The organism is Candidatus Poriferisodalis sp. (assembly GCF_965198245.1).
In the GTDB taxonomy this organism is placed as follows: Bacteria; Actinomycetota; Acidimicrobiia; order Acidimicrobiales; family Poriferisodalaceae; genus Poriferisodalis.
Genome location: NZ_OZ240249.1, coordinates 104,487 through 130,717, shown reverse-complemented (window position 1 = coordinate 130,717; position 26,231 = coordinate 104,487). Strand labels below are relative to the sequence as shown.

Genomic DNA, 26,231 nt, shown 5'->3' with positions numbered 1-26,231 from the left:
TATGTCCCAGAGTCGATGTGGCTGGTTGATGTGACTGCAGTGTCTTCCACTTCTTCGAGCATTCATGTGGCGCTCGGTCTCACTGACCCCGAATACAACCGCATCTGCGAACTTCTGGACCGTGAGCCAAATCATCTTGAGCTCGCGATGTACGCAGTCATGTGGTCGGAACACTGTTCGTACAAGTCATCGCGTCGGCATCTTGCTCGTTTGCCCACCGAGGCGCCGTGTGTGCTCGTCGGTCCGGGGGAGAACGCGGGGGTAGTCGATGTGGGCGACGGGATCGCCGTTGCATTGCGCATCGAGAGCCATAACCACCCTTCTGCTATCGAGCCGTATCAAGGTGCAGCAACCGGAGTCGGGGGCATCTTGCGCGACATCTTCACGATGGGCGCGCGACCTATTGCCTTAGCCGATCCCTTGCGCGTCGGGCCACTTGACGAGCCACGAAGCAATTGGATTGCCGAGGGAATCGTCAGCGGAATATCTGGTTATGGCAATAGCGTCGGTGTGCCCACCATTGCGGGCGAGTTCGTGTCGTGTGAGACCTATCGCGACAATCCGCTCGTCAATGTGGCCGCACTCGGGATCATGCCGACTGAGCGTCTCGTCTTGGGTCGTGCGACCGAAGTGGGCAGCTTGGCTGTCCTGATGGGCGCGAGCACGGGTCGCGATGGCATTGGGGGCGTCAGCGTGCTGGCGTCTGCGGGCTTCGACGAAGGCGCCGACGACGCAGCCAAACGGCCGAGCGTTCAGGTCGGCGATCCCTTCGAGGAGAAACGTCTCATCGAGGCGTGCTTGGAGATGCTTGATGCAGGACTCGTCAGCGGAATCCAAGACCTTGGTGGAGCCGGGTTGACCTGCGCCGCGAGCGAGACAGCTTCACGGGGCGGGACCGGCATGGAAGTTGATGTCACCGCGGTGCCGTTGCGCCAAGTCGGCATGGTCCCGTCCGAAATCATGACGTCGGAATCTCAGGAACGAATGCTGGCGATTGTCTCGCCGGGCAACGTTGATCAGGTGAGCGCGATCTGCGAAGCGTGGGAAGTGACGGCAACGGTCGTCGGGCGTGTGACCGGCGACGGGATGCTGCGTGTGCGCGACGGTGTCGACGGCGAGATCCTCGCCGCGATTCCTGCCGCCACACTGCACGACGACGCACCGACGTATGACCGGCCCATGCGGCCGCCCGCCGACATGGCGGCACGCCGGGACGTCGACCCAGCCGCCGCCTCGGGCGACGCCAGCCCGGGCGAGTGCGCGGAGGATCTGCTGGCGATGCTGGCGGATCCGCGCTGGGTGTACCGGCAGTACGACCATCAGCTGTTCTGCAACACGGTCGTCGGTCCCGGCCACGACGCCACGCTGCTGCGACTGCGCGACCCCCGCTCCGGCACGCCCACCGGCCGGGGCCTGGCGGTCTCGGTCGACGGCAATCATCGCTGGTGCGATGCTGATCCTGGCTGGGGCACTGCCATGGTCGTGATCGAATCGGCGATGAACCTTGCCTGCGTCGGGGCCGATCCGCTCGCGCTCGTGAACTGCCTCAATTTTGGCAATCCGACGCATCCCGAGGTGATGTGGCAGCTGTCAGAGGCCATTGACGGCATGACCGAAGCCTGCGATGCGCTGGGTGTACCGGTCGTCGGAGGCAACGTCAGCCTCTACAACGAAACCAACGGCATCAATATCGCTCCGACGCCGGTGGTGTGCATGATCGGTGTCCACCCTGAACTCGTGCGGCGGCCGGTCCCCGACAGCTTGCGAGCTGGAATCGAACTCGTGCTCCTGGCTGCACCCGAGGTTGCGCCCGGCAACATTCGCGGGCCGCAAGCCCCCTCGGCGCAGCCGGTCCCGCTCGGCGGCAGCCGGTGGGCATGGGAACGCCGCCACTGCCGAGACGGGGCGCTGCCGGTGGTCGACCTCCCCGGTGCGGTCGCAACCGCCCGCTTCGTGGCCGCAGCGGTGCGGGACAAGCTCCTCCAGTTCGCCCACGATGTCTCTGACGGGGGGATTGGGTTGGCCATTGCAGAGATGTGCTGCCGCGGGGGCGCAGGCGTGCAAGCCCGGATCCCGCCGCTTGGAGCATCTGCGCCCGCGGTCCGTACGTTGTTCGCAGAGCCACTGGGTCGCGTCCTGGCGGCCGTCGAAGGGGGTGACGTCGAACGCCTTGCGCGTGTGGCTTCGTCGGCGGGCGTCGAGTGCCGCCGCCTTGGCCGGTTCGGCGGATCGAGGGTGCAGATCGGTCGCCGTGGGGAGCCCGGCTACGACATCGACCTTGCGCTCGCCGACACCGTCGCCCGGTGGCGCGGCGCCTTGCCCCAATCGTTCGCGGGGCCGATCGATGGAGCAGCGGCATGAGCGAGGCTCCCGACGAAGGCGTGGATCTCATCAAGCCGCGCGAGGCCTGCGGTGTCTTCGGCGTGTACCTGCCGGGCGGACCGGTCGCTCACCTGTGCTACCTCGGGCTGTACGCGCTGCAGCACCGCGGGCAGGAATCAGCCGGCATCGCAGTGTCCGATGGCACGCACATCACGGTGGTGAAGGACATGGGCCTGGTGGCCAGCGCCTTCGACGACCGCGTGCTGGCGGGCCTCGAAGGCGACCTCGCCATCGGTCACACCCGCTACTCCACGACGGGTTCCAGCTCGTGGCGGGCGGCGCAGCCGTTCTACCGCGGTCTCGATGGAACCGAGTTCGCCCTGGGTCACAACGGAAACCTCACTAACACGGCTGAGCTGGCGACCTCGTCAGGGATGCTGGACGGCGTCGTCACCAGCGACAGCGACTTGGTCGCCGAGCTGATCGCGCAGCGCGTCACCGCTACCCCGCAGACAACCCGCACCCGGCCGCGCGAGGCGGTGACCGAAGCGCTGGCACACGTACTGCCCAGCCTGCGCGGCGGATTCACGTTCGTGGTTGCCGATCGCGACCGCTTGATCGGGGTTCGCGATCCGCACGGCATCTGGCCGTTGTGCGTCGGGCGCCTCGACGGCGGTTGGGTGCTGGCTTCGGAGAATCCTGCGCTGGAGGTTGTCGGGGCATCGTTCGAGCGCGAGATTCAGCCGGGCGAGATGATCATCATCGACGCAGCCGGGTGCCGCTCACTGTGGCCCTTCGCAGGCGGCGGAAGGGCTGGCGAAGGCGCGCCCTCGCGCCTGTGCGTCTTCGAATTCGTGTATTTCTCGCGTCCCGACACCACTCTGGCCGGACAGAACGTCCACGCTGCACGCCAGCGCATGGGGGCCCACCTGGCGACCAATGCACCAGTCGAGGCCGACTTGGTCATGCCTGTACCCGAATCGGGCATTCCCGCAGCACAGGGCTACGCACGCGCCAGCGGAATTGCCTACGGCGACGGACTGGTCAAGAACCGCTACATCGGTCGCACGTTCATCACTCCGAACCCGCTCGTCCGGTCGCTGGGTGTACGAACGAAGCTGAATCCGATCAGCTCCAACATCGACGGGCGACGGCTCGTGGTGGTCGACGATTCGATCGTGCGGGGCACCACCACTCGATCCATAGTGGACCTGCTGCGCGGGGCTGGCGGCACCGAGGTGCACCTGCGCATCTCCTCGCCCCCGTACCGCTGGCCGTGCTTCTACGGCATGGACACGGGCACGTCCGATGAGCTGCTGGCGGCGAACCGCGATCTGGAACAGATCGAGGCGTTCCTGGGGGTCGACTCGCTGTCCTACCTCAGCCTCGACCAGCTCATCGAAGCAACCGGCGTGCCGGGCGGCGGTTTCTGCCATGCATGCCTGACGGGCGCATACCCGGTCGAGATTGGCGCTCAGGCACGAGCGGAAGTCTTCGGCGGCGGCACCAGCGAGCCCAGCCGCTCGCTCATCGCGACGGGCAGCGTGCAACCGGCTGCCGTCGCGGGATCCGTCGCGGGATGACAGACGAACCTGTCGCCACGCCTGCCGGCATCACCGCGGCCAGCGACACGGGGCCGTTGACGTATGAGACAGCAGGGGTGAGCATCGCAGCCGGCGACGAAGCGGTCCGCCGATTGGCGCCGCACGCTCGCAGCACGTTCCGGCCAGAAGTGCTGAGCGACATCGGGGCCTTCGGCGCGGTCACGGCGCTGCCGGACGGCTTCACCGAACCGGTGCTGGTGAGTGCGAACGACGGTGCTGGCACCAAGCCGCTCATCGCCGCGGCGCTTGGCCGCTGGGACACCATCGGGATCGATGTGGTGGCCATGTGCGTCGACGACATCGTCACGCTCGGCGCGCAGCCCTTGCTGTTCCACGATCAGATCACTGCGGGGCGACTCGAGCCCGATGTCGTCGAGGCGATTGTGTCCGGCTTGGCGGCCGGCTGCCGCAGCGCCGGCTGTGCCCTGGTCGGTGGTGAGCTAGCGGAGCATCCCGATGCGCTCGCACCTGGAGAGGTTGACATCGCCGGCTTCGCTGTGGGTGTAGCCGAGCGCGCGCGGCTGCCTCGACCGCTCACCGGGGAACCCGTTGTGCTCGTTGGGCTGGTATCGGGCGGGTTGCGATGCAACGGCTACAGCCTCGCCCGCCGCGTCCTGCTCGGCAGCTCGCCCGAGCCGGAACTGCTCGATGCGCCGGCATGGCCAGGTGCCGATCGCACGCTGGGCGACGAGCTGCTGGCGCCGTCGGCGATCTACGCCCCGACGGTGCTCGCGCTCTTTGCCGAGTGCGATGCACGCGGGGCCGCCCACATCACGGGCGGGGGACTGGCCGCAAACGTAGCGCGCATGCTGGGACCCGCCGCCGACGCCGTGATCCAGCGCGGCACCTGGCCGGTGCCGACCATTTTCAGCCACATCGCCAGCACCGGACCGGTGATGCCGTCGGAGATGGAACGCGTCTTCAACCTGGGGATCGGCATGGTGGTTGCCGTGCCGCCTTCACAAGCAGATGCTGCGGTCGCCACGGCTCACGCTGCGGGCTACGAGGCTTGGATGATCGGCGAAGTCGGGCCCGGTACCGGCACCGCCTGCCTCGTCAACCCTGATACCTAACCGGCGCCCAATACCCTGCCAGCGCTGCAGCCGCGCCAGGAGCACTGATGACTGCCACCGCAGGGTCTCGACCCACCGCCGCCTTCTCCGCCACGCTCGAGGTCGAGCTTGCCCACGTACCGGGCACACTCGGCCGGCTGTGCATGGCCATCGGTGACGTCGGGGGCAACATCCAAAGCCTCGACGGCTTCACCATCATGCAAGGAACCCTGACGCAGCACATCGTCGTGGACGCTTCCAGCGAGGCCCACATCGCCCAGATCTGCGCGGCGGTGAACGGCCTCGAAGGCATCACGGTCATCTCAGCCCTCGACCGCACCTTCGAGCTCCACGCCGACGGCAAGCTCGAGACGGTCAGCCGCATCCCGCTGCGAAATGCCGACGACCTCTCCATGGCCTACACACCCGGTGTGGCCCGGGTGTGCCGGGCAATCGTGGACGAACCCGAGCGCGTCCACGACCTGACCATCAAGGGCAACACGGTGGCGATCGTCACCGACGGCACAGCGGTGCTCGGTCTCGGCGATATCGGTCCCGCCGCGGCGATGCCGGTGATGGAAGGCAAGGCGCTCCTCTTCAAGGAATTCGCCGGAGTGGATGCCTTCCCGATCTGCCTCGACGTCAACGAGCCCGCCGAGATCGTCGAGACGGTCATCCGGCTCGCACCGACCTTCGGCGGGATCAACCTGGAAGACATCGCAGCGCCGGGCGCATTCGAGGTCGAGGAAGCGCTGCGCGCCGCGCTCGACATTCCGGTGTTCCACGACGACCAGCACGGCACCGCTGTGGTGGCTCTTGCGGCACTCGAAAACTCGGCGCGCATCGTCGGCAAGGAGACGGCGAATCTGCGCTGCGTCATCCTGGGCGCGGGCGCCGCGGGCGTTGCGACGGCCAAGATCCTGCTCGGTGCGGGCATCGGCGACGTGATCGCGTGCGACCGCAAGGGCACCATCCATCCCGGACGCACTGACTTGAATCACTCCAAGGCGTGGCTGGCGAACAACACGAACGTCGATCGCGTGGAGGGGTGGGTGTCCGACGCGATGGCGGGCGCTGATGTGTTCCTGGGTCTGAGCGGCCCCGGCCTTGTCACGCGCGCCGACGTCGAGACGATGGCCGAGCGGCCGATCGTGTTCGCGATGGCCAATCCGGATCCCGAGATCCTGCCTGACGCCATCGCCGACATCGTCGGGGTCATGGCGACGGGTCGCAGCGACTATCCCAACCAGATCAACAATGTGCTCGCATTCCCGGGCATCTTCCGCGGTGCATTCGACGCTGGCGCCACGGACATCACCGAGAACATGAAGATTGCGGCTGCCGACGCCATCGCGGCAGCGGTGTCCAGTGACGATCTCAGCCCCGATCTCGTCATCCCCACCGCGTTCGACCGCTCAGTCGTTCCGGCAGTAGCCACAGCCGTCGCATCCGCAGCCCAAGCCGACAACGTCACACGCCGCTAGACGCCCGGCGAGGCTTGTCGCGACGGCACCTGTCGAATTCAGCGGCCGAGGGCGAAGCCCTTTCGGCCGCTTGTGCTCGTGGTCGGGACCGGCGTCGATCCGGTGACCTCACGCTTTTCAGGCGCGCGCTCTGCCAACTGAGCTACCCGACCGCGGTCCCGACGGGATTTGAACCCGCGACCTCTGGCTTGACAGGCCAGCGTGAACTCCAGACTTCACCACGGGACCAGCTGCATTGCTGTGTGCTTGCACCAACGTGGAGACCGGAATCCCTGCCGATGCAAGAGCAGCAACGATAGCCACCTCGATCAGCAATCAGCGCCGATTTCGACGTGGTCGTCCAGCCATCGTGTGGCCGGTGTGCGATCATCGGCGACCTCTGGTAATGAGCAATGAGTCGGTGACACCCCCTGCCTATTCTGGTCGTATGGCGGACGAACAAGCGCGCGCTCAAGCAGCGTCCGGCGTAGCGCGCCCGCGTTGGTCGCTGCACCGTGGTGATGTCCTCGATGTCTACGTCGAGTGGCCGCGACCTGCACTCATCATGTCCGACGGTGCGTACGGTGTCGGTGGGTTTCCTGGTGATCCGCGTACGCCATCAGAATTGGCAAATTGGTACGCGCCCCATATCGAGAATTGGTCCAAGTTCGCTCACCCGGCTACGACGCTGTGGTTCTGGAATACGGAGATCGGCTGGGCGAATGTGCATCCTCTGCTGGATGAAGCCGGATGGGATTACGTCCAGAGCATCGTCTGGGACAAGGGACTCAGTCACATCGCTGGCAATGTGAATGGCGACACGATCCGTCAGTTCCCCGTGACCACCGAAGTTTGCGTGTTCTACCGTCGGCGACTTGAATTCGAGACGGCCGAGGGCGTCATGTCTGCCAAGCAGTGGCTTCGCCATGAGTGGCGACGAGCCGGCTTGCCGCTGTATCGCGCAAACGAGGCGTGCGGCGTTGCAAACGCAGCGACTCGCAAGTACCTGACCCAGGATTGGCTCTGGTACTTCCCGCCGCCCGAGATGCTGGAGCGATTGGTCGTCTACGCGAATCGCCATGGCGACCCGCAGGGCGCCCCCTACTACTCCGTCGACGGGGCTTCGCTCCTCACAGCATCGGAGTGGTCGCGTCTGCGTCACGTCTGGACTCATGTCCATGGCCTGACGAATGTGTGGCCCCGGCCGGCGTTGCACAGCGACGAGCGCTACAAGGGCAATGGCATCCGCTCCGCACCGCGTGTCCACAATCCAGGTCGTCACGCGGCCGTCCACCTCAATCAGAAGCCGATCGAGTTCATGCGGCGCATCATCACGGCGGCCACGCGCCCAGGCGATGTCGTCTGGGAGCCGTTCGGTGGCTTGTGCAGCGCCGCTGCTGCAGCAATCGCGTCCGGACGGCACGCATGTGCAGCTGAGCAGGTACATCACTTTGCCGATGTCGCTGAACAGCGGCTCTTGGAGGCATCAACTGCTCCACACGAGAACTTGTGATGCCCAGCGACGCCCGTGCCCCGCGCATGGACGAACCGACCCCGCCTGAGCCGGATCCCGACCATCGAATTACGTCTCTCGCCAACGGGGTTCGGGATGCGCTCACCGCATTGCCAATTCACTTCCAGTCGCCGACGATCATGGAGGGCCTCGATGCGACTGATCTGTTTGCGTTGAACACAGTTCTCGGCGCGACCATCGAGGTGCAGGTCGTGGAGGCGCTGAATCGAATGCGCGAGGTCTGGGATCCTGAGGGCGAGTGGCCGCTGCATGAATTCGTCCGGCAGGCGCAAACGTTCCCCGATGTCCTCTTGCGTCGCCGCAGTACTGAGGGCATCGACGACGTGGCGATGGGAATCGAGCTGAAGGGCTGGTACCTGCTCGCGAAGGAGGCCGTGCCGAGTTTTCGATACACCGTCACGCCGATGGCGTGCAGCGAATGGGATCTTCTCGCTGTGGTGCCGTGGTGCCTATCGAATGTGGTGTCGGGCAAGCCTCGCGTCCTGGCGCCCGGCATCTGGTCGGCTCGTTATGCCGCGGAGTATCGCAACCACTGGTGGCAGCACATTCGAAGGGCGCGCAGCGATACGACAATTCGGATGCCTACTGGAGTCGTGCCCTATAGCGGCCGTGATCACACGGTTGACGAGCCGGTGTCCGACAGCGGCCACAACTTCGGCAGGATCGCGCGCATCGGCATCATGGACGATTGGATTGACGACGCAATTCGGCAGCCCTTGGCGGGGATTCCGGCTCGAGATTGGACAGCGTTCCTGCGAAAACACACCGACGACAGCGATCCAGAGACGGTGTGGTCTCTCTTGAGCACCGAGGCTGCTGAAATGCTCGCCGGCGGCAGCGCAGCACGCGCCGAGGAGGTCGTAGCCACCCTTCGACGCTTGGCGGTGCTGCTAAGCACCGACTGAGTCTTCAGACGAGGCGCGCTCCACGTTGTGAAGTCACTGGGCAACTCACGTCGCCGGGCCATACACTTCGTTATAGATGTCGTTGAGCAGTCGTCCGTCCTCAGAGCGCCAATAGCGACTCGGGGCAACGTTTCGATCCAATCCGAGCAGAGCGGACGTCAACGGCGATAGGTGGAACAAGTCATCACCCACGTGCAGGCCCTCGTAGTCGCCATCTGATAGGTGCAGCAACCGCACTTGCCGCTGATCGGCGACCTCCACTATGACGCCTGCATCGTTTTCGTAGACGAGGCGCGCCCCCGGAGTGAAGCCGAGTTCAACGAAATCGAGTCGAGGACGCCGAAGCCGTTCGCGCGATCGTCTATCGGCCGGAGACTGTTCGGCATCCACCTCGGCACGCACGTCCTCGGTGATATCCATAGCGCTAATGAGTCGCAGGATGGCGATGGGCTGCTCAGGAGCAATCTCAAAAAACTCTCGCTTCGGATGCACGCGCTGAGGACTGAACGCTTGGTGGAGTGCCTGCTCCACAGCCACGGGATCGTCGCTCACAGAAGCGGCGTACTCCATCTCGAACGGCACCGGCACGCTCGTGTTGAACAGCGAACTGATGCGACTCTGCGGATCATCCTGAGTTGTGCTGCCGATCTTGACAATGCCGGGCATGGCAGGGTTGGTCGCGACATACACGTATCCGGCGCGCACTGATGTCTCGAGTGAGGCTTGACTCTCAACGCTGGCGACACGTGAGTCAGCGGACGCGCTGTTCATGTCTTGGACCGCCTTTTGCCGCTCAGACGAGAAATTGCCATAGTTCAGTTTGGGCACCCTACGCCATCGTCTTACGCAGACGGCCGGCGAGATCACCGCGCGATGACACCGACACTCCCTCGCCGCCGCACCACTCGGACAGGGCACGCAGTTCGGCTGCCAACGCCTGGAGAGCGTCTGTCTCAGCTTCCCCGTCGCTGGGCCACGACCCTGGTTCTGCCCAGGAAGCGGGTACTTCCAGCATGTTGCGCTGTCGATCGAAACGGACATCGAGACGTGCCACCAGCGCGTCGTCGTGCAGGAACGGCAGTACGAAATAGCCGTACTGACGCTTCGCCTTGGGTGTGTAGATCTCGATCCGGTAATGGAACCCGAAGAGGCGGTCAGCACGCGGGCGGTACCACACCAGGGGATCGAACGGACTGAGCAGCACCGACCGGGACCGCCTGCGGCCACGCTTCAGCGCGGCAGGCACATAGCCAGGACGGTCCCAGCTTTCGACTGTCGCTTCGAGCAGGGTGCCCTCTTCGACTAATTCGCGAATGCGCATCCGCGCAATGCGCTTCGGCAGCCGGTGATAGTCGATCAGATCGTCTGCAGTGGCAATGCCGAGGCAGCTGGCGGCTTGGCACAGCAACGCTCGGTGAGCGTCCGGCTCATCAATCTCGCGTGCCAGCACATCGTCGGGCAGCACACGTTCGATCATGTCGTAGCGGCGAGTAAAGCCGACCCGCTCCGCGACGCCCACATGACCGCACCAGAAGAGCCATGCCAGCGCTATCTTTCCGTTGCTGCGTGTGCCCCATGGCCCCCGCACACCGGGCCCCCAGCCCAGCGCTGCGTCCAGTTCCGCCGATGATGCTGGTCCATTGTCGGCCAACCATGCCAATGCCTCCTCGATGCGGCGTGGTTCATCGCGCCCGAAGCGCGCATAGCCGCTCCACATCTCGCCTCGCTCGCCGCGCTGCATGCGCCAGCGATACAGCGGCCAGTCGCTCACCTGAACGAACGATGCCTCATGGCTCCAGTACTCGGTCAAGCTGCGTTGGTCCGCGCGGCGGGTGTACGCGGCGCGTTCCAGCAGTCGCAGCACGCTGTCGTGTGTGCCGCCGAGCCGGGCCCGCAACACCAGCAGGTGTGAGCGTGCCAGCACGCTGACGGCGTCGATCTGCAGCAGACCCATGCGATTCATGGCCGTGCGCAGGTGCCGGACATCTCCACGGCCGGCTGGCAGCGGTGCCGCCAACCCCTGGGCGCCAATGGCGAGGCGCCGCGCTGCCCGCAGGCTCAGGCGCGCCGGCCGCGCTTGTGTCATTCGAGGCCGGTCGGCGCATCGCATGACGATGCGCGTAATCAGAAATCTCCGGCGCCGCTCAGCGTTCTTCTCTGAAGATGACGTGGCGACGAAGCACTGGGTCGTACTTGCGCAACTCGATGCGGTCGCGGGTGTTCGTCTTGTTCTTGCGCGTCGTATACGTGTAGCCGGTGCCCTCGGTGGACTTCAGCCGGATGACCGGCCGCTTGTCGCTCTTAGGCATCAGATCTTCTCCCCGCGCCGGCGCAGATCAGCAACCACCGACTCGATGCCGCGCTTGTTGATGGTCTTGATGCCCTTGGCGCTGACCGTCAACGTCACCCAGCGGTGCTCGTTGGGCACCCAGAAACGCTTCCGCTGAATGTTCGGCTTGAACCAGCGCTTCGTGCGACGGTGCGAGTGGGACACGTTGAAGCCCGAATGCGGCCGACGACCGGTGACTTGGCAGATGTTGCTCATTCCCAGCATCTCCAGGCGGGTGGGCTTGACAGCAGCGCACAAGGCTACCGAGCTGCCGGCGCGCGTCGTCGTGCTAGTTGGATTGCAGTTGGGGGAGGATCTCGCGGCCGACGCGTTCGAGTACTTCGTAGCGGGGGTCGAAGTTCGGCAGGATCATGATCTGGTCGAGCCCGCGCTCGCCCAGGTCCATCAGGCGCTCGGTAACCACCTCCGCAGTGCCAACGATGCAGGTGGCGTCGATGAACTCGTCGGTCAGGAACTGAGTTTCCTCCTGCAGCACCCAGCAGTTGTGGCCGGCGTGGATCCGCTGGTGGATGCGTTCGGGGTCGGTGTCGTCGAGCATCGCGCAGTACTCGTCCCAGATGGCTTCCAGCCGGGCGCCGGGAGCACGCCCGTATTGGCGGTACTGGTCGTAGGAGTAATGCACCGAGGCCATCGCGAACGCTCCGGCCTCGTGGTACACACGCTCGCGCTGGCTGGCCAGCGTCTCGCCGTCGTCCAGCACCACGATGGTGGTGAGCGAGCACATCAGGTAGTCGCTGCGGTCAATCGTGCGGCCCGCCTCGGCGGCGCCGGCTTCGATGTGTTCCCACACGCGTGCGGTGGCTGATCCGTCGGGCGGCACCGACAGGACTGCGCCGTCACCATACTGGCCCGCGAGACCCAGCGAACGGGGCCCGAATCCCGAGATGTACAGCGGGATCGGGTCGTCGAAGTTGACGAATCCTGCGTCGGGCATGAGGTGGCGGATCGGCTCGGCGGTGCCGCCGAAGTGGTGAATGGCCTCCTCGCCGCGCAGCAGCGGCCGCAGCGCCGCGAGATACCGGTCGAACTCGGCGATGCGCTGCGGTTTGTGCCCCATGATCCGCATCGCTGTGTTGCCCGTGCCGATGCCCAGGAACGTCCGGCCCGGAGCCAGCGCGTTGATGGTGGCGATCGAAGCGGCCGTCACAGGTGCGGGACGAGTGCCGGAGACCGATACACCGGTGCCGAGCTGCATCGTGCTGGTCCGCTCGGCCGCGAGTGCCAGCGTGGCGTAGCAGTCCGACCACAGCATGTGGCTGTCGGCGAACCAGGCATGGGTGTAGCCGAGCTCTTCAGCGCGCGTGACGTACTCCAGGTCGCCGATGCGCGATGCGATGCAAATCCCCAAGTCCATGATGAATCCTCGTAGTGAGTTCTGTTGGCCCGACAAGCACGCCGCGGGTGGCGCAGACACGCTAGACACGAACCGTGGCACAGGACAGGGCTGCGTGTTCGCAGAAGGGGTCTTCGAAGAAGGGGTCCGCAAGGAAGGACCAGAAGAACATCCCCTCCGAGGCGTCGGCAAAGCCTCGCCGCCGTCACGTCGAGTGGGGTCGCTATTCCAACGCTCCCATGGACCGGGCAGCCGGTGGCGTTGTGTGCCACGAGGGCTCGGTGCTGGTGGTGCACCGTCCTCGCTACGACGACTGGTCGCTGCCCAAGGGCCACCTCAAGCGCGGCGAGACCTGGGCCGAGGCGGCGCTGCGAGAAGTCCGTGAGGAAACCGGAGTGCGCTGCGTGATCACCTCGGCGCCATATCCGGTCAGCTATCTGATTGGCGATCAGGTGCCGAAGGTGGTGCTGTTCTACGCAATGACACCGGCGAAGATGCCGAAACGGCTGAAGGGCGATCCCGGCGAGGTGGACGAGGTGGCCTGGTGGGACATCGCAGATGCTGTTCGGGCGCTGAGCTACGAGATCGAGCGCGACGCCTGCTCAGTGCTCACCATCGGTCACCTGCGTCGCCGCAACTCCGCCGCCGGATAGGCGGCCATCGCCAGGGCCCGGCGGCATTCTCATGGGATTCTCACCGTCTGGATTCCAGAATGAGGCTGTGGACCCCGACCGGCCGGGCGGCAACGGTCCCGCGGCAGCCGTCGTCGACGACGATCAGCGGATCCGCGCGGCATTGCGTCGCGCCCTGCAGATCGAGGGCTATTCGGTGCTCGAGGGTCGCGATGGCCTCGAGGGAGAAGCGTTGGCCGGCAGAGCTGACGTGATGGTGCTCGATGCCACCATGCCGAACCTGGGCGGCTTCGAGCTGTGCCGCCGCTTGCGTGCTGCTGGGAGCCGGTTGCCGATCCTGCTGCTGACGGCCCGGGGCTCGACCGTCGACCGGGTGGAAGGACTCGATGCCGGAGCCGACGACTACCTGGCCAAGCCGTTCGCGCTCGACGAGCTCCTGGCACGGCTGCGGGCGCTGCTGCGCCGGGGTACTGCCACCGAGGCCTCTGGAGACGATGAGCGGCTGGCCTGTGGCGACATCGTCATGGACACGGCCAGCTACGAGGTGACGTGTGCCGGCGAGCCGGTGACACTGACGCACACCGAGCATCGGCTGCTGGAACTGTTCCTGCGCAACCCGGGTCGCGTCCTGACGCGTGACGAGATTTACGACACGGTGTGGGGTTACGACACCTCACTCGCCTCGAACTCGCTGGAGGTGTACGTCGGCTACCTGCGCCGCAAGCTGGCAGCAGCGAACACTGGCACTGATGGGCGCGGACCCATTCGCACGGTGCGCGGCGTGGGATACGTCCTGAGGAACTCGTGAGCTTTCGAACACGTCTGGGTCTGCTGGTGGCCGCTTCGGTAGCGGTTGCAGTGTTGGCGGTGTTGGGGGTCATGTTGTGGATCGCGCGCAGCGAGGCCCGCTCGGCGATTGACGAGCAGCTCGAGGAACGTGCGCACGTCCTAGTGACTGCTGACGGCCGCTTTCGCCAGAGCGTCGGTGTTCGCGCGTTTGGCAAGCACGTCCCCTATGACGTGCTGGTCCAGGTGATCGGTCCCAAGGGAACGGTGAGATACATCTCTGACGACGTGATTCCGGTCTCGCCCGGCGACCTTGAGGTCGCCTCGGGCCACGCGGCGACTCATTCCGCCGATGTCGCCACCGACACGGTGAGGCTCCGGGTGTTGACGGTCTCGCTCGGGCCACGCGGAGCACTCATGGTCGCCCGGCCGCTGAGCGAGTTCGACCACTACGCCCACGGAGTGCGTGAGGCGCTCGCAGTAATGGCGATCGCTGGCGTCGCTCTCGCGGGTTTGCTGGGCTTCCTTGTGGCTGGCCGCGCAATGGGCCCGGTGCGTCGACTGACGGCTGCGGCACAGAACGTCGCACAAACCCAGGATCTCGACCAGCCCATCGAGCCCGAGCGTGACGACGAGCTGGGCGAGCTGGCGCGCAGCTTCAACGCGATGCTCGAAGCACTTGCCCTGTCGCGCGCCCAACAACAGCGGTTGGTGACCGACGCCGGCCACGAACTTCGGACGCCGCTCACCAGCATCCGTACCAACATCGAGCTGCTGTCGCGTGCCGAAGCCACAGAGGACTCCGACGGGGCGGCCGCGGTGCTCGATTCCAGTGAGCGCCGCCGGATGCTTGACGATGTCCAGTTGGAGCTGGATCAGCTCACCGAGCTGGTGGGTGAACTCGTCGAGTTGGCCACTGATCAGCGGGCCCAAGGCGAGCCGACGCCCGTCGATCTTGTCGACATTGCGGCATCGGTGGTGGAACGGCACCGTCGTCGCGCCGAGGTCGATTTCGTGACCGACTTTGAGTCGTGTGAGGTGGTGGTCAACGTGGCGTTGGTGGAGCGTGCCATCAGCAACCTCGTCGACAACGCCCTCAAGTGGTCACCGCCAGGCGAGCCCATCGGGATCAGCGTTGCCCATCGCGAAGGACAGGCGATCGTTCAGGTGCGCGACCGCGGTCCCGGAATCGACCCCACCCTGCGGGAGGTGGTCTTCGAACGCTTCTACCGGGCTCCCGAAGCCCGCTCGCAGCCCGGTTCGGGCCTCGGGCTGTCCATTGTCGACTACGTCGCTCGCATCCACGACGGCTCCGCTGCCGTCATCAACACCGAAGGCTCTGGAGCCACCGTCGAACTTCGTCTCCCGCTGGCCGGGCGCGGCTGAGAGAGTCGCGGATTCGCAGCACCCCCAACGGGATTCGAACCCGTGCCGCCGGCGTGAAAGGCCGGTGTCCTAGGCCGCTAGACGATGGGGGCAGGGCACCTCAGGCTACGCGCCGTATCAGAAACGGCCACGCTGAAGAGCTACGAAGACCGGCCGGCTCGGGTGCTCGCTAGCTGCGGGGCTCCGTCGAGACGTGGCTGGTGCCCCCGCCAGCAGACTCGGATGCCGCCTCGGCCGGCATGCCGAGGCCGACGATGCGTGCGAGACGTTGACCGTTCTCGATCGAAACGGCGCACAGTTCGGAGATGTCGGAGTGCATTTCACCGCGCAGACCACCGATCGTTCGCTGCTGGTTCCACACGATCGCAAGCACTGCAACCGCTGTGCTGATGATCTGCGTGACGGTGCCTGCCTCCATTTCTGAATCCTATCACAACCTGGCAGTGTGTAGACATATGGAAATAATTGAAAATAGTTGAAAACGTTGATCTGCGTGCGTGCGAACAGCGGCCCAATCGGTACGAGAGCACTCGACACGCCCGACTTGAACAGCAACGGTGCTGCTCCGGCGTAGTGATTGCTGGACGTTCGATGTAGGAAATCCAGCTACTTGGGCGTAGGAGTCATGGGCATCTGGGCGAAGAGGCAATGTCCAGTGGACAGCTGCGGTTGCGCACGGCTTGCTGGGTGTAGCGAATCGTTCAGCGTCGAGCTAGCGGTGCGCGGCGTCAATGAGTTCGGCGAGCAGCCCGCCGAGGTAGTGGTATCGCAGGCGCGGCCGCTGGCCGGGATCGTGCGGGTCGACATCAGTCGGGTCATCTTCCTCGGAGATGTTGAGTTGGGTGCCGAGGACCAGGCGCAGCTCATTCAGACCCTGTATCCAGGCGGTCACCTGGGCGTCGTTGAGGTGATCAGCTTCAAGCGTGCCATCAAGCAGATCGAGGTGATCAAGCCGCTCGGCCAGTAGCTCGTCGCGCATGAGGCGCTGGTAGTCGGCGTCGCGATCGGGATCGCTCAGGTAAGCCGGCGGGAACAGGCGCCGGAGCGAGGGATCCAAGCCGTCCCCGCCGTCGCGTGCTGGCGTGTGATCTAGCAAGTTCCTGCGCAGCTCTCCCACCATCTCGGCAAGGAGTCGCCGCTCCCAATCGGCGAGATGCACGCTCACCATGGATCCGCGAGCTCCGAAGCGCGTCTCGGTCACGAGGTCACCGTCGTCGGGCCACCGTTCGGGGCCTGCCAGCAGCGTGCAGCGTGCACAGCTCAGTTGTCCTTCTGCATGGTGGCCCACAGGCCGTACTCGTGCAGGCGGAACACATCGAGCTCGGCTTTCTCGCGCGTCCCCCAGGCCACCGCCGCACGGCCCTTGTTGTGCACGTCCAGCATCAGCTCGGTCGCCTTGGCCTCGCTGTACCCGAACAGCTTCTGGAACACATACACGACGTAGCTCATCAGGTTGATCGGGTCGTTCCAAACCAGAACCACCCATGGCACATCGGTGCTGTGTTCGTCCTCGGTCGTCGGATCACGGATGACCTCTGGGTCGGCGACGGCCGGAGCATGCGGGCTCACGGCATCATTTTGCGAAGCCGCGGGACACGATGCCAACCGATTCGTCGACCGGCGGCTGTGCTGAGAGGGTCTGCGTGGACGCAGGCTGTGTTGAAGGGATCCCGGTTGCCAGCACCAAGCGGGTCATGGCGATGGTTGCCAGTGTGGCGCCGGCGACATGCAGCGCAACGAGCAGCACTGGCAGTTCGGTGAAGTACTGCACGTAGCCGATGGCGGCCTGTACGGCCATGACACCGATCACTGTGCGCACCCTCCGCCCCAGTTGCGACGCACATGCACCGAGCGCACTGCCGCGATGCGCGATGGCCACGCGCCGCACGCGGGCGCCGAGCACCAAGGTGACGACGGCCAGGATCACCACCGTGATGCCGTGGATGCGCGCTACCGACGGCAGCGCCAACTGCAATCGCTCGACGTGCTCGTCACCGCCGTGGGGGCCCGTGCCGGTCACCACGGTCCCGGTCCACAGCGCTGCCGCGGTCAAAGCCGCCGCGAACCAGGCATGCGCCCGGATGGGCGTACCAAGCGTAGGGCTCGGGTTCCCTTCAGCCAGCGGTTCGATGCCTGCCCGGTGCCCCAGGGCGACCGCTGCCGCCACCAGCACCTGCGATGCCAAGAAATGCGACATGACGATCGGCGGCGACAGATGCGTCAGCACGGTGACCGCACCGAGGCCGATCTGAAATGCGACGCCCACAACCAGTGCAAGCGACCACCAGATCAGGTCAGCCCGCCGGGGATCCCGCCACAATGACGCGCCCACGGCCAAGGCAACCGCCACAGACACCAAACCGGTCACGATGCGGTTGCCGAACTCCACCCAGCCGTGGAAGTCCGCAGCCGGCACGAACTCGTCGGGCTCACAGTTCGGCCAATCGCTGCAACCCAGCCCGCTACCGGTGAGTCGGACCAGCGCGCCGGTAATCACAATCGCGACGAGCGCCCAAAGCGCCCAACGGGCAACCAGCGCGAACCGCTCAGGAGTTACGTACGGCCGGCGCCCCCCGACGCGCGCCTCGCGCAGCAAGCTCACGCCGAAACGCTAGAGGCGACACGTACGCTCACAGCAATGCTGGCGACGTTGCGCCCATCACTGTCTGCATCAACATTGCGGGGATACGTCGCGCTCACGAAACCGCGCATCATCGAACTGTTGCTGGTGACAACGGTGCCGCCGATGTTTGTCGCCGAACGTGGCGTGCCCAGCTTGGCGCTTGTGGTGTTCACCGTCGTCGGCGGCACGCTGTCCGCGGCAGGTGCCAACACTTTCAACATGTACATCGATCGCGACATCGATGCGACGATGGCTCGCACGGCGCACCGGCCGCTGGTCGTCGGCACCGTGACGCCACGCGCGGCCCTGATCTACGGCGTGGTGCTCGAGGCGCTGGCCTTCGGGATTCTGTGGTGGGGCGCCAATCTGCTGGCAGCGCTGCTGGCGCTGGTGGCCTGCCTGTTCTACGTGTTCGTGTACACGCTGTGGCTGAAGCGGACATCCGCCCAGAACATCGTCATCGGCGGGGCGGCGGGCGCAGCGCCGGTGCTCGTCGGCTGGGCGGCCGTGACGGGCTCGCTGTCGCTTGAGGCCTGGATCGCTTTCGCCATCGTCTTCTTCTGGACGCCGCCGCACTTCTGGGCGCTGGCAATTCGCTATGCCGACGACTACGGCGCTGCCGACGTGCCGATGCTGCCGTCGGTAGCGAGCGAGCGCTCGGTGCTGGTGCAGATGACGCTGCACACGGTCGCGGTGATCGCGCTGTCACTGTGGTTCGCCGTGGCCGCCGAAACAGGAGCGCTGTACTTGGTGGCAGCAGTGTCTGGGGGTGCCGCATTCGGGTGGCAACTGCTGGCGCTCTGGCGCTCCCTGCACCTTGGTACCGCAATGCGCGTCTTCCACAGCTCCATCGCATACCTCGGCCTGCTGTTCGTGGCGATGGCAGCCGACGTGATTGTGCGGTTCGGCTGGTGACGGGGTTGTGGCGGGGCACCGGCGTTCAGCCAGTGCGCAAGACCGCCGCGATTTGGTCGCAGACAATCTGGTTGAGGAGGCCGCGGGTCGCTAGAGTGCCCCGTTGGTGTCGCCCCAAAGCGGCGCTGCCAGCCGAGTCCGGGAACCACTTCGCCGCATGACCGACGCCACTACCGAAGCTGAGCATTCGGAAGGATCTGCCGTGGCTTCACAGGCAGAAGACCCAACGGCGTTCGGCTGGCTCAATACCACCGACCACAAGCGCATCGGTCGGCTGTTCATCAGCTGTTCCCTGCTGTTCGCTCTGGCTGGTGCGATCACCGACCTGCTAGTGCGCATCGATCTGGCCTCAGCAGACGGCCACACCATTCTGAATTCCGACACCTTCGTGCAGGTGTTCACGTTCACGCGGGACGCTTTGGTGTTCGGCATGCTGATCCCGCTGTTCCTGGGCATTGCGATGTATGTGGTCCCGCTGCAGGTGGGTGCCCCCAACGTGGCATTCGGCCGGGCAGCAGCGCTGTCGTTCTGGGGCTGGTTGGTCTCGTTCGGTGTCCTCGTTGGCGCGTACATCTCCAACGGCGGGCCCGCCGGCGGCTGGGCAGACGGCGTCGATCTGCACTTGCTGGCCGTCGCCGGGCTGGTGATATCGCTGCTCACCGGCGCTATTTGCGTTGCCGTCACCACGCTCACCATGCGGGCGCCGGGCATGTACATGGACCGCACGCCCCCATTCGCCTGGTCGGCGCTCGTCACGGCGTCGATGCTGGTCGTCAGCCTCGGCGTGGTGCTCGGCCAGATCGTCATTCTCTATATCGACCACCGCTACGGCCGCGTGTTCCTCGAAGGCAACTACGGCATCTGGTCCCGTATCGACTGGATGTACCGGACGCCGCAACTGTTCATCTATGTGGTGCCGGTTCTGGGCGTGGCCGCCGAGATCATGCTCGTCGCAGCCCGGCGCTGGGTCTTCGAACCGCTCGCGCTGTACTTCACGATGGGCCTCGTCGGGCTCTTCGGATTCGGCGCCTGGGCCAATTTCGGCATCACCAACGAGGGGGCCGACATCGTCGATGGCCTCGAAGGCATCGTGCTGGTCGGCCTGTACGCCGGTGCGCTGGCGGGCGTCTCCGGGTTACTGGCGCTGCTGGGCTTCACCGTGTGGCAGAGCCGCAAGTGGCCGCGCCCCAATACGGCAGTGCTGGCTGCATTCGGCGCCGGCAATCTCGTGGCGGTCGCCGCGTTGATCGGTCTGATCGGCGCTGGCGTGGATTGGCTGCAAATCGCTGGCCGAGGCATTGACGGGAATGCCCCACTGCGCTCTACCACTTGGGTCACGGGCCAGCAGAGCCTGCTCATCTACGGGGCAGGACTGCTCGGCGCGCTCGCTGCGCTGCACTGGTGGGCGCCCAAGATCTGGGGCCGGCGCTTGTCTGAACTCGCCGGCTGGGCCAGTTTCGCGTTGATCGGAGGCGGCGCCTTCCTGGCGTGGCTCGGCCCGACGCTGTCGGGCGCCTTCACCGAGCAGCCGCAGTTTGTGTATCACGCGCCGAACGAGACCACTGACTACGCCCACCTCGTCGACGCCTCCGGCGCGGAGGGCCTCTCGGTACTCGGCGCGATTGGCGTGATCGGTGTGCTGGCCGGGTTGGCGCTCGTGGTCCTGAACCTCTTGGTCTCGGTTGCCATGGGCAATGGAGCCGAGGCCGAAGCAGACCCATGGGGCGGGCTCACCCCCGAATGGCTGCTCGACTCGCCGCCCCCGCTCGGCCCCGCTGAAGCATTGCCTGAGCTCACATCCGGCACGCCGCTGCTCGACGCGGAACTCAACGGCAGCGTTGCTGCTGGCGAGCGTGAAGCGACCGAGGTGCCAGCCTGATGCCAGCGTCTGTCGCCAGCCCAGCCACCACGGCCAGCACCGTTGATGTCCCCCAACCTGGCCGCTATGTCGTTCCAGGCCCACCGCCCCGCCCGCGCAGCCAGCTTGTGGCCACGGGCTTCGCGATTGCAGCCGGGGCAATGGCAATCGCCGGCGCACTGGGCCACTACATGGCCCGGCGGCACGCCTCGGGCATGGACCCGGGCCACGAGTGGCTGGCCGGCCACTCTGTACCGAGTCCCCAGCTCGTCTATGCCCTCATCACGCTGCTCGTGTCAGTAGTGACCGCGCACTGGGCGGTGTGGGCAAGCGGCCGCGGCGAACGCGGCCACACCTGGGTGGGCATGGCCATCACGCTGGTGATGGGTTTCGCCTTCTTCAACATGGTGATGTTCAGCCTGAACCGCATGGAGATAGAACTCGGTTCGGGCGAGTGGGCAAATCTCGCGTTTGCGGTGACCGGGCTCTCGCTGGCCATCCTGATCGTCGGGATGTTCTACCTCGGCCTCATGACACTCCGGTCGCTCGGCGGCGGCGTGGGCCGCGACCGTTCGACGCCGCTGGGTTCAGCGGTCTTCTTTTGGGACTTCGCCGTGCTTGCGTGGGCAGCCACCTGGTACGTCGTGTACGTGGTGAAGTAGGGGATCGATGGTCGGCATCGCCAGCAGGTACTTCGCCGGTCGCATCGCGCTGGCCGCCGCAGCAGCGGTGGTTGTCGGCGTGCTCACCGGCATGGACGAGAGCACGGACGGCACGGGCAATGTGGTCATGTACGCCACCATCGTGCTGGGTGTCGCTGCTGCGGCATTTGCGCTGCTGTTCGCCCTGGCCCTGACGGTGGGCGACGGCGACTCGCCCGACCGGGAGCACTCGCACGACTACCGACCGACACCGGCCTACTGGCCGATCATGGCTGCGGTGGGCATGGGCGTGCTCATGGTCGGCTTGGTGACGGGCTCCCTGCTGACCATCGCGGGCGTGGCGCTGCTGCTCATTTCCGCTGTCGAGTGGACGATGAGCGCGTGGGCCGAGCACCTCTCCACAGACGCAGAATCGAATGCGGTCGAGCGGGCCCGGTTGCTGCGGCCCTTTGAGATCTCGCTCTATGGCGTGCTGGGCATCGGCGTGCCGGTGGTGCTGGCGTCCCGGATCTTCCTGTCGGTGAGCAAGACCAAGGCGAGTTTGGCGGCAATCGTGATTGCAGCGATGATCCTGGCCTTCGCGTTCGTGGTGTACGCCAAGCCACAGATCAGGCGTTCGGTGATGGCCTCGACGCTGGTGCTGGGCGGCGTTGCACTCATCGTGGCGGGCATCGCTTTTGGGGTGAGAGGTGAGCGCGAGTTTCACCCGGAGGGCGGCGCCGAGATCGCTGGCGATCACGGCGAACCTGGCGAGGAGAGCTCAGGCGAGTCGGACGAGTCTGGCGATACCGGCGGGGGGCACGAGTGATGGGCGGCTTCGCTCGACGCTGGCGCTTGGTCGCGTTGGCACTGCTGGGGCTGATTGCAGCAGGCTGTGCCACCGGTCGCCTCGATGCCACCAAACCGGTCGGGGAGAACGCGCAGCAAATCGACGGCCTCATGCGCCTGTCGGGCTGGATGGCCGTCGGTGTCGGCATCTTGGTGGCGGCTGCGGTTGCCACGATCATCGTGAAGTTCCGGGCCAAGCCCACCGACGACCCCGACGACCTGCCCCCGCAGATCCACGGCAACCGCAAAGCCGAACTTACGTGGACGATCATCCCGACGATATTGCTGATCTTCCTGACGGTCTACACACTGCCGACGGTGTTCGCGCTTGCCTCGCAGGGCGACGGAATCACGATCAAGGTTGAGGGCCAGCAGTGGTGGTGGCAGTTCAGCTACGACATCGACGAAGACGGGCAGTACGACATCGTCACTGCGAACGATCTGGTCATCCCCACCGGCGAAGAGATCAACCTCGAAATCCATTCCAACGACGTCATCCACTCGTTCTGGATCCCCCAGCTGAACGGCAAGAAAGACGCTGTGCCCGGGCGTGTGCACGATTGGCGGATCAGCTCCAACGAGCCGGGCATCTTCTACGGAGAGTGCGTGGAGTTCTGCGGCCTGAGCCACGCCAACATGCAGATGCGGGCCATTGCGCTCGACCCCGACGATTTCGATCGCTGGGTGCAGCAGCAGTACGACGGGCAGACACAGGCCCGAGACGTCGCACCCGCCGAGGGGACGCCCGAAGCCGCCGGAGCGACGCTGTTCGAGACCCACTGCATCAGCTGCCACGTCGTCGACGGTGCGTACGAGAGCGCCGCCGGCGGCAATGCGAACCTCCTCTCAGGTCTCGCGCCGAACCTCACCAACTTGATGGGCCGCACGGCGTTCGCCGGGGCGCTGTACGACACGTACCTGCCCGACGGCAGCCTCAACATCGCCGAGCTTCGTGAGTGGGTGCGCAATGCGCCGAACATGAAGCCGGCCCGAGCCGACAACCAGCAGGGCATGCTGGACTTCTCCGAGGTGCTGACCGATCAGGACCTCGACAACCTGGTGGCATTCCTGAAAACCCTCGGCAGCCCGCCCGTGCTGCCCCAATGAGCACGGCCCGGGCTTAGGAGGACGACCCGATGGCAATCATCACCGATCGCCCAGACGGTGAAGCACCCGGTACCGAGCTCGAGGTAGCCGGCGATGCCCCCCACGTCACCGACGACTCACCGCGCACCGGCGTCTTCGCACGCCCCACTCATGCGACGGGCTGGCGCTCGTGGCTGTTCACGGTGGACCACAAGAAGATCGGAATCATGTATGGCGCAGCCGCCATGTTCTGGTTCCTCGTAGGTGGTATCGAGGCCGGGCTCGTCCGCCTGCAGCTGTGGGGGCCGGACTCCGGGGTGTTGAGCGCGGATGCGTACAACCAGCTCTTCACCATGCATGGCGTCACCATGGTCTTCCTGGTGATCATGCCGCTAGCGAACGCGTTCGCGAACTATCTGGTGCCGCTGCAGATCGGCGCCCGAGACGTGGCCTTCCCCCGGATGAATGCCCTCGGACTGTGGATCTTCGCCTTCGGCGGAATTTTCTTGAACCTCAGCTGGTTCCTCGGCGGTGGCGCTGACGGCGGCTGGTTTGCCTACGCACCCAATACCGGGCTGGCGTTCAGCCCCGGGAACGGCATGGACTTCTACGCGATCGGCTTGCAGATCGTCGGCATCGCCTCGCTGCTGGGCGCGCTCAACCTGCTCGTGACCATCCTCAACATGCGCTGCCCGGGCATGTCGCTGCTGCGCATGCCGGTGTTCACCTGGATGATCCTGGTGGTGCAGTTCCTGCTGGTCTTCGCACTGCCGGTCATCACCGTGGCACTCGTGCTGCTGACCTTCGACCGCACCTTCGATTCGAACTTCTTCGACGTGACCGCGGGCGCCGATCCGCTGCTGTGGCAGCACCTGTTCTGGATATTCGGCCATCCCGAGGTGTACATCCTCGTCCTGCCGTCGTTCGGCATCGTGTCTGAGACGCTGCCGGTGTTCAGCCGCAAGCCGCTGTTCGGCTATCCGATCGTGGTGTTGTCTGGTGCCGCCATCGGCTTCATGGGCTGGGGCGTGTGGGCGCACCATATGTTCACCTCCGGCATGGGACCGGTCTCGGTGGCGGCGTTCTCAGCAACGACCATGTTCATTGCGGTGCCCACCGGCGTGAAGATCCTGAACTGGATCGCGACCATGTGGGGTGGCAAGGTCCGCTTCACGGTGCCGATGATGTTCTCGGTATCGCTGGTCTCCATGTTCACCATCGGCGGCCTGTCCGGGGTCATGCACGCCATTGCGCCCGCCGACACCCAGCAGACCGACACGTACTTCATCGTGGCGCACTTCCACTACGTGCTCTTCGGCGGCGCGCTCATGGGCCTGTTCGCGGGCATGTACTACTGGTGGCCCAAGGCCTTCGGTTATCACTTGAGTGACCGTCTCGGACGCTGGCACTTCTGGCTCGTGTTGGTGGGCTTCAACCTCACCTTCGGGCCGATGCACATCGTTGGCCTGCAGGGCATGGCTCGGCGCCACAGCGTCTACGGGGAATTCGACGGATTCGAGTTCTGGAACAAGGTCGCCACGATCGGCTACTTCATCATCTTCATCTCCATGGTGATCTTCGCCGTCAACATCTTCCGGACGTGGGGCCGCTACCGCCAGGGTCTTGAGCCGCCCGCCGAGGCCGACCCGTGGGACGGCCGCACGCTCGAATGGGCGATTCCTTCGCCGGCACCCGAGCACAACTTCGACTACGTGCCCGTGGTGAGCGATATCGACGACTTCTGGCACAAGAAGTACCAGCATGACGAGAACGGCAAGCTGCGGCGGGTTGCCTTCGGGAACGACATCGCCCAGCTTGGCGACCAGCACCCGCACCTGCCGTCGCCGTCGTACTGGCCCATCGTGCTGGCCATGGGTCTCCCGCTGATCGGCTTCGGGCTGATCTACAACCTCTGGATCACCGGCATCGGCCTGCTGCTGCTGGTCGGCTCGATGTTCGGCTGGACTCTCGAGGCGCCGACCGATCCCGACGCGGGGCATAGCCACGGGCACGACGACCACGGCCATGACGGTCGCGACGACGATCATGACGGCGGTCCCGACGGCCACGCTGACGCGAACGGCGTGCTGGCCGCCAGCGCGCCGAATGGGGAGGCCACCGGTGACTGAGACCGCTGAAGCCGCCGTCGAGCCAGTCGATCCTGACGAGCCGCAGATCGCGTACCCGCGCACCTCGTGGGACGACTACGAGATGGTGCCGCCCACCACGAGCCTGTCCAACGAGAAGATGACGATGTGGGCCTTCCTGGGCTCGGATTGCCTGCTCTTCGGTGCGCTGATCTCGACGTACCTGCTGCTGCGCAACCGCAAGCCGCCGTCGGGCGACGCCCCGTTGGCGGCGGTTGATCTGTTCGACATCCCGTTCACGTCGGTGAGTTCGTTTGTGCTGCTGATGAGCTCGCTCACGATGGTGATGGCGGTGTCGGCGATCGGCCGGCGTGAGATGGAGCGCTGCAAACTGTGGCTGATGAGCACTGCTGCGCTGGGCGGGGTGTTCATCGCCGGGCAGGTGTACGAGTTCACGAGCTTCTACCGGGAGGGACTCGGGTACACGGTCAGCATCTCGTCGTCGGCCTTCTACACGCTGACCGGCTTCCACGGCGTCCACGTGTCGCTGGGCATCGTCATGCTCGTCACGCTATGGGTGCTGGTGAACCGTGGAATTCTCGGGCCTGACCGGGCGGAAACCGTCGAGATCATCGGCCTGTACTGGCACTTCGTCGACATCGTCTGGATCGTGATCTTCGCGGTCGTCTACCTGATCCCCTAGAGGCTGAGCCGCTAGGCGAAGCCGTGGCCCGAGCGGCCCGTGAGCGAAAGCGAACAAGAGCGAAAGATGACTGGTTCGACAATGGGAAGATTCCCTTATCCG

25 protein-coding genes and 3 tRNA genes are annotated in these 26,231 nt (G+C 65.4%); 16 read left to right on the top strand and 12 right to left on the bottom strand.

The window, feature by feature from the left end:
• Positions 1–39 precede the first annotated feature (39 nt).
• Genes purL through ACOCMM_RS00725 form a run of 4 tightly spaced genes read left to right on the top strand, consistent with a single transcriptional unit; the run spans position 40 to position 6,462 of the window.
• Positions 40–2,361, top strand: coding sequence for a phosphoribosylformylglycinamidine synthase subunit PurL (purL, locus tag ACOCMM_RS00740; protein ID WP_419551307.1), 2,322 nt, complete (start codon positions 40–42; stop codon positions 2,359–2,361).
• Positions 2,358–3,905 carry an amidophosphoribosyltransferase gene (gene purF, locus ACOCMM_RS00735; protein ID WP_419551306.1) on the top strand — a complete coding sequence of 516 codons (1,548 nt, stop codon included), beginning with the start codon at positions 2,358–2,360 and terminating at the stop codon, positions 3,903–3,905. Before purL ends, purF begins: the two co-directional genes overlap by 4 nt.
• Positions 3,902–4,999 (top strand): phosphoribosylformylglycinamidine cyclo-ligase, encoded by a 1,098-nt coding sequence (gene purM / locus ACOCMM_RS00730; RefSeq protein ID WP_419551305.1) that lies wholly within the window; start codon positions 3,902–3,904, stop codon positions 4,997–4,999. The genes purF and purM overlap by 4 nt, the downstream gene beginning before the upstream one ends.
• Before the next feature lie 47 nt (positions 5,000–5,046).
• Entirely contained in the window at positions 5,047–6,462 is a 1,416-nt protein-coding gene (locus ACOCMM_RS00725; RefSeq protein WP_419551304.1) for an NAD-dependent malic enzyme, read from the top strand.
• A gap of 79 nt (positions 6,463–6,541) precedes the next feature.
• On the opposite strand, the gene ACOCMM_RS00720 is transcribed toward ACOCMM_RS00725, so the two are convergent.
• Together ACOCMM_RS00720 and ACOCMM_RS00715 are read right to left on the bottom strand one after the other, a co-directional pair.
• Positions 6,542–6,614: transfer RNA gene (locus ACOCMM_RS00720), tRNA-Phe, on the bottom strand.
• Between the two features lies 1 nt (position 6,615).
• Positions 6,616–6,690, bottom strand: a tRNA-Asp gene (locus ACOCMM_RS00715).
• 199 nt (positions 6,691–6,889) lie between these two features.
• Here ACOCMM_RS00715 and ACOCMM_RS00710 point away from each other — a divergent pair.
• Complete coding sequence (locus tag ACOCMM_RS00710; protein WP_419551303.1) at positions 6,890–7,954, top strand: DNA methyltransferase; 1,065 nt, start codon at positions 6,890–6,892, stop codon at positions 7,952–7,954.
• A 26-nt stretch (positions 7,955–7,980) separates the two neighbouring features.
• Positions 7,981–8,880: a hypothetical protein gene (locus tag ACOCMM_RS00705; protein ID WP_419551302.1), complete on the top strand. Its 900-nt coding sequence runs from the start codon at positions 7,981–7,983 to the stop codon at positions 8,878–8,880.
• Between the two features lie 45 nt (positions 8,881–8,925).
• On the opposite strand, the gene ACOCMM_RS00700 is transcribed toward ACOCMM_RS00705, so the two are convergent.
• The 5 genes from ACOCMM_RS00700 to ACOCMM_RS00680 form a co-directional block, all read right to left on the bottom strand.
• Positions 8,926–9,651, bottom strand: a complete 726-nt coding sequence (locus ACOCMM_RS00700; RefSeq protein WP_419551301.1) for a GIY-YIG nuclease family protein — start codon at positions 9,649–9,651, stop codon at positions 8,926–8,928.
• A gap of 58 nt (positions 9,652–9,709) precedes the next feature.
• A complete protein-coding gene (locus ACOCMM_RS00695) occupies positions 9,710–10,966 on the bottom strand; it encodes a winged helix-turn-helix domain-containing protein (protein WP_419551300.1) in 1,257 nt (418 codons plus the stop codon).
• Between the two features lie 58 nt (positions 10,967–11,024).
• Entirely contained in the window at positions 11,025–11,189 is a 165-nt protein-coding gene (gene rpmG / locus ACOCMM_RS00690; RefSeq protein ID WP_419551299.1) for a 50S ribosomal protein L33, read from the bottom strand.
• Positions 11,189–11,425 (bottom strand): 50S ribosomal protein L28, encoded by a 237-nt coding sequence (rpmB, locus tag ACOCMM_RS00685; protein WP_419551298.1) that lies wholly within the window; start codon positions 11,423–11,425, stop codon positions 11,189–11,191. The genes rpmG and rpmB overlap by 1 nt, the downstream gene beginning before the upstream one ends.
• Positions 11,426–11,498: 73 nt before the next feature.
• Positions 11,499–12,584: an LLM class flavin-dependent oxidoreductase gene (locus ACOCMM_RS00680; protein ID WP_419551297.1), complete on the bottom strand. Its 1,086-nt coding sequence runs from the start codon at positions 12,582–12,584 to the stop codon at positions 11,499–11,501.
• A 74-nt stretch (positions 12,585–12,658) separates the two neighbouring features.
• On the opposite strand from ACOCMM_RS00680, the gene ACOCMM_RS00675 reads away from it, so the two are divergent.
• From ACOCMM_RS00675 to ACOCMM_RS00665, 3 genes are all read left to right on the top strand, one after another.
• Positions 12,659–13,216: an NUDIX hydrolase gene (locus ACOCMM_RS00675; protein WP_419551296.1), complete on the top strand. Its 558-nt coding sequence runs from the start codon at positions 12,659–12,661 to the stop codon at positions 13,214–13,216.
• A gap of 67 nt (positions 13,217–13,283) precedes the next feature.
• Positions 13,284–14,003 carry a response regulator transcription factor gene (locus ACOCMM_RS00670; protein WP_419551295.1) on the top strand — a complete coding sequence of 240 codons (720 nt, stop codon included), beginning with the start codon at positions 13,284–13,286 and terminating at the stop codon, positions 14,001–14,003.
• Positions 14,000–15,367, top strand: coding sequence for a HAMP domain-containing sensor histidine kinase (locus ACOCMM_RS00665; RefSeq protein ID WP_419551294.1), 1,368 nt, complete (start codon positions 14,000–14,002; stop codon positions 15,365–15,367). Before ACOCMM_RS00670 ends, ACOCMM_RS00665 begins: the two co-directional genes overlap by 4 nt.
• Positions 15,368–15,386: 19 nt before the next feature.
• Here ACOCMM_RS00665 and ACOCMM_RS00660 read toward each other — a convergent pair.
• The 5 genes from ACOCMM_RS00660 to ACOCMM_RS00640 form a co-directional block, all read right to left on the bottom strand.
• Positions 15,387–15,459, bottom strand: a tRNA-Glu gene (locus tag ACOCMM_RS00660).
• Positions 15,460–15,536: 77 nt separating this feature from the next.
• Positions 15,537–15,785, bottom strand: a complete 249-nt coding sequence (locus ACOCMM_RS00655) for a hypothetical protein (protein WP_419551293.1) — start codon at positions 15,783–15,785, stop codon at positions 15,537–15,539.
• Positions 15,786–16,079: 294 nt separating this feature from the next.
• Positions 16,080–16,568 carry a DUF2017 family protein gene (locus ACOCMM_RS00650; protein ID WP_419551292.1) on the bottom strand — a complete coding sequence of 163 codons (489 nt, stop codon included), beginning with the start codon at positions 16,566–16,568 and terminating at the stop codon, positions 16,080–16,082.
• A gap of 59 nt (positions 16,569–16,627) precedes the next feature.
• Positions 16,628–16,897, bottom strand: a complete 270-nt coding sequence (gene clpS, locus ACOCMM_RS00645) for an ATP-dependent Clp protease adapter ClpS (RefSeq protein ID WP_419554791.1) — start codon at positions 16,895–16,897, stop codon at positions 16,628–16,630.
• Between the two features lie 43 nt (positions 16,898–16,940).
• Complete coding sequence (locus ACOCMM_RS00640; RefSeq protein WP_419551291.1) at positions 16,941–17,969, bottom strand: COX15/CtaA family protein; 1,029 nt, start codon at positions 17,967–17,969, stop codon at positions 16,941–16,943.
• A 36-nt stretch (positions 17,970–18,005) separates the two neighbouring features.
• On the opposite strand from ACOCMM_RS00640, the gene ACOCMM_RS00635 reads away from it, so the two are divergent.
• The 7 genes from ACOCMM_RS00635 to ACOCMM_RS00605 all read left to right on the top strand — a co-directional run bounded on the left by ACOCMM_RS00635 (position 18,006) and on the right by ACOCMM_RS00605 (position 26,129).
• Positions 18,006–18,905, top strand: a complete 900-nt coding sequence (locus tag ACOCMM_RS00635) for a heme o synthase (protein WP_419551290.1) — start codon at positions 18,006–18,008, stop codon at positions 18,903–18,905.
• A 202-nt stretch (positions 18,906–19,107) separates the two neighbouring features.
• Positions 19,108–20,784, top strand: a complete 1,677-nt coding sequence (locus ACOCMM_RS00630) for a cbb3-type cytochrome c oxidase subunit I (RefSeq protein WP_419551289.1) — start codon at positions 19,108–19,110, stop codon at positions 20,782–20,784.
• A complete protein-coding gene (locus ACOCMM_RS00625; protein ID WP_419551288.1) occupies positions 20,784–21,425 on the top strand; it encodes a cytochrome c oxidase subunit 3 in 642 nt (213 codons plus the stop codon). Before ACOCMM_RS00630 ends, ACOCMM_RS00625 begins: the two co-directional genes overlap by 1 nt.
• 7 nt (positions 21,426–21,432) lie before the next feature.
• Entirely contained in the window at positions 21,433–22,233 is an 801-nt protein-coding gene (locus ACOCMM_RS00620) for a hypothetical protein (protein WP_419551287.1), read from the top strand.
• Positions 22,233–23,360: a cytochrome c oxidase subunit II gene (coxB, locus tag ACOCMM_RS00615; RefSeq protein WP_419551286.1), complete on the top strand. Its 1,128-nt coding sequence runs from the start codon at positions 22,233–22,235 to the stop codon at positions 23,358–23,360. The genes ACOCMM_RS00620 and coxB overlap by 1 nt, the downstream gene beginning before the upstream one ends.
• A gap of 29 nt (positions 23,361–23,389) precedes the next feature.
• Positions 23,390–25,468 (top strand): cytochrome c oxidase subunit I, encoded by a 2,079-nt coding sequence (gene ctaD / locus ACOCMM_RS00610; RefSeq protein ID WP_419551285.1) that lies wholly within the window; start codon positions 23,390–23,392, stop codon positions 25,466–25,468.
• On the top strand, positions 25,461–26,129 hold the full coding sequence (locus ACOCMM_RS00605; RefSeq protein WP_419551284.1) for a cytochrome c oxidase subunit 3: 669 nt from the start codon (positions 25,461–25,463) through the stop codon (positions 26,127–26,129). The genes ctaD and ACOCMM_RS00605 overlap by 8 nt, the downstream gene beginning before the upstream one ends.
• Positions 26,130–26,231: the final 102 nt, after the last annotated feature.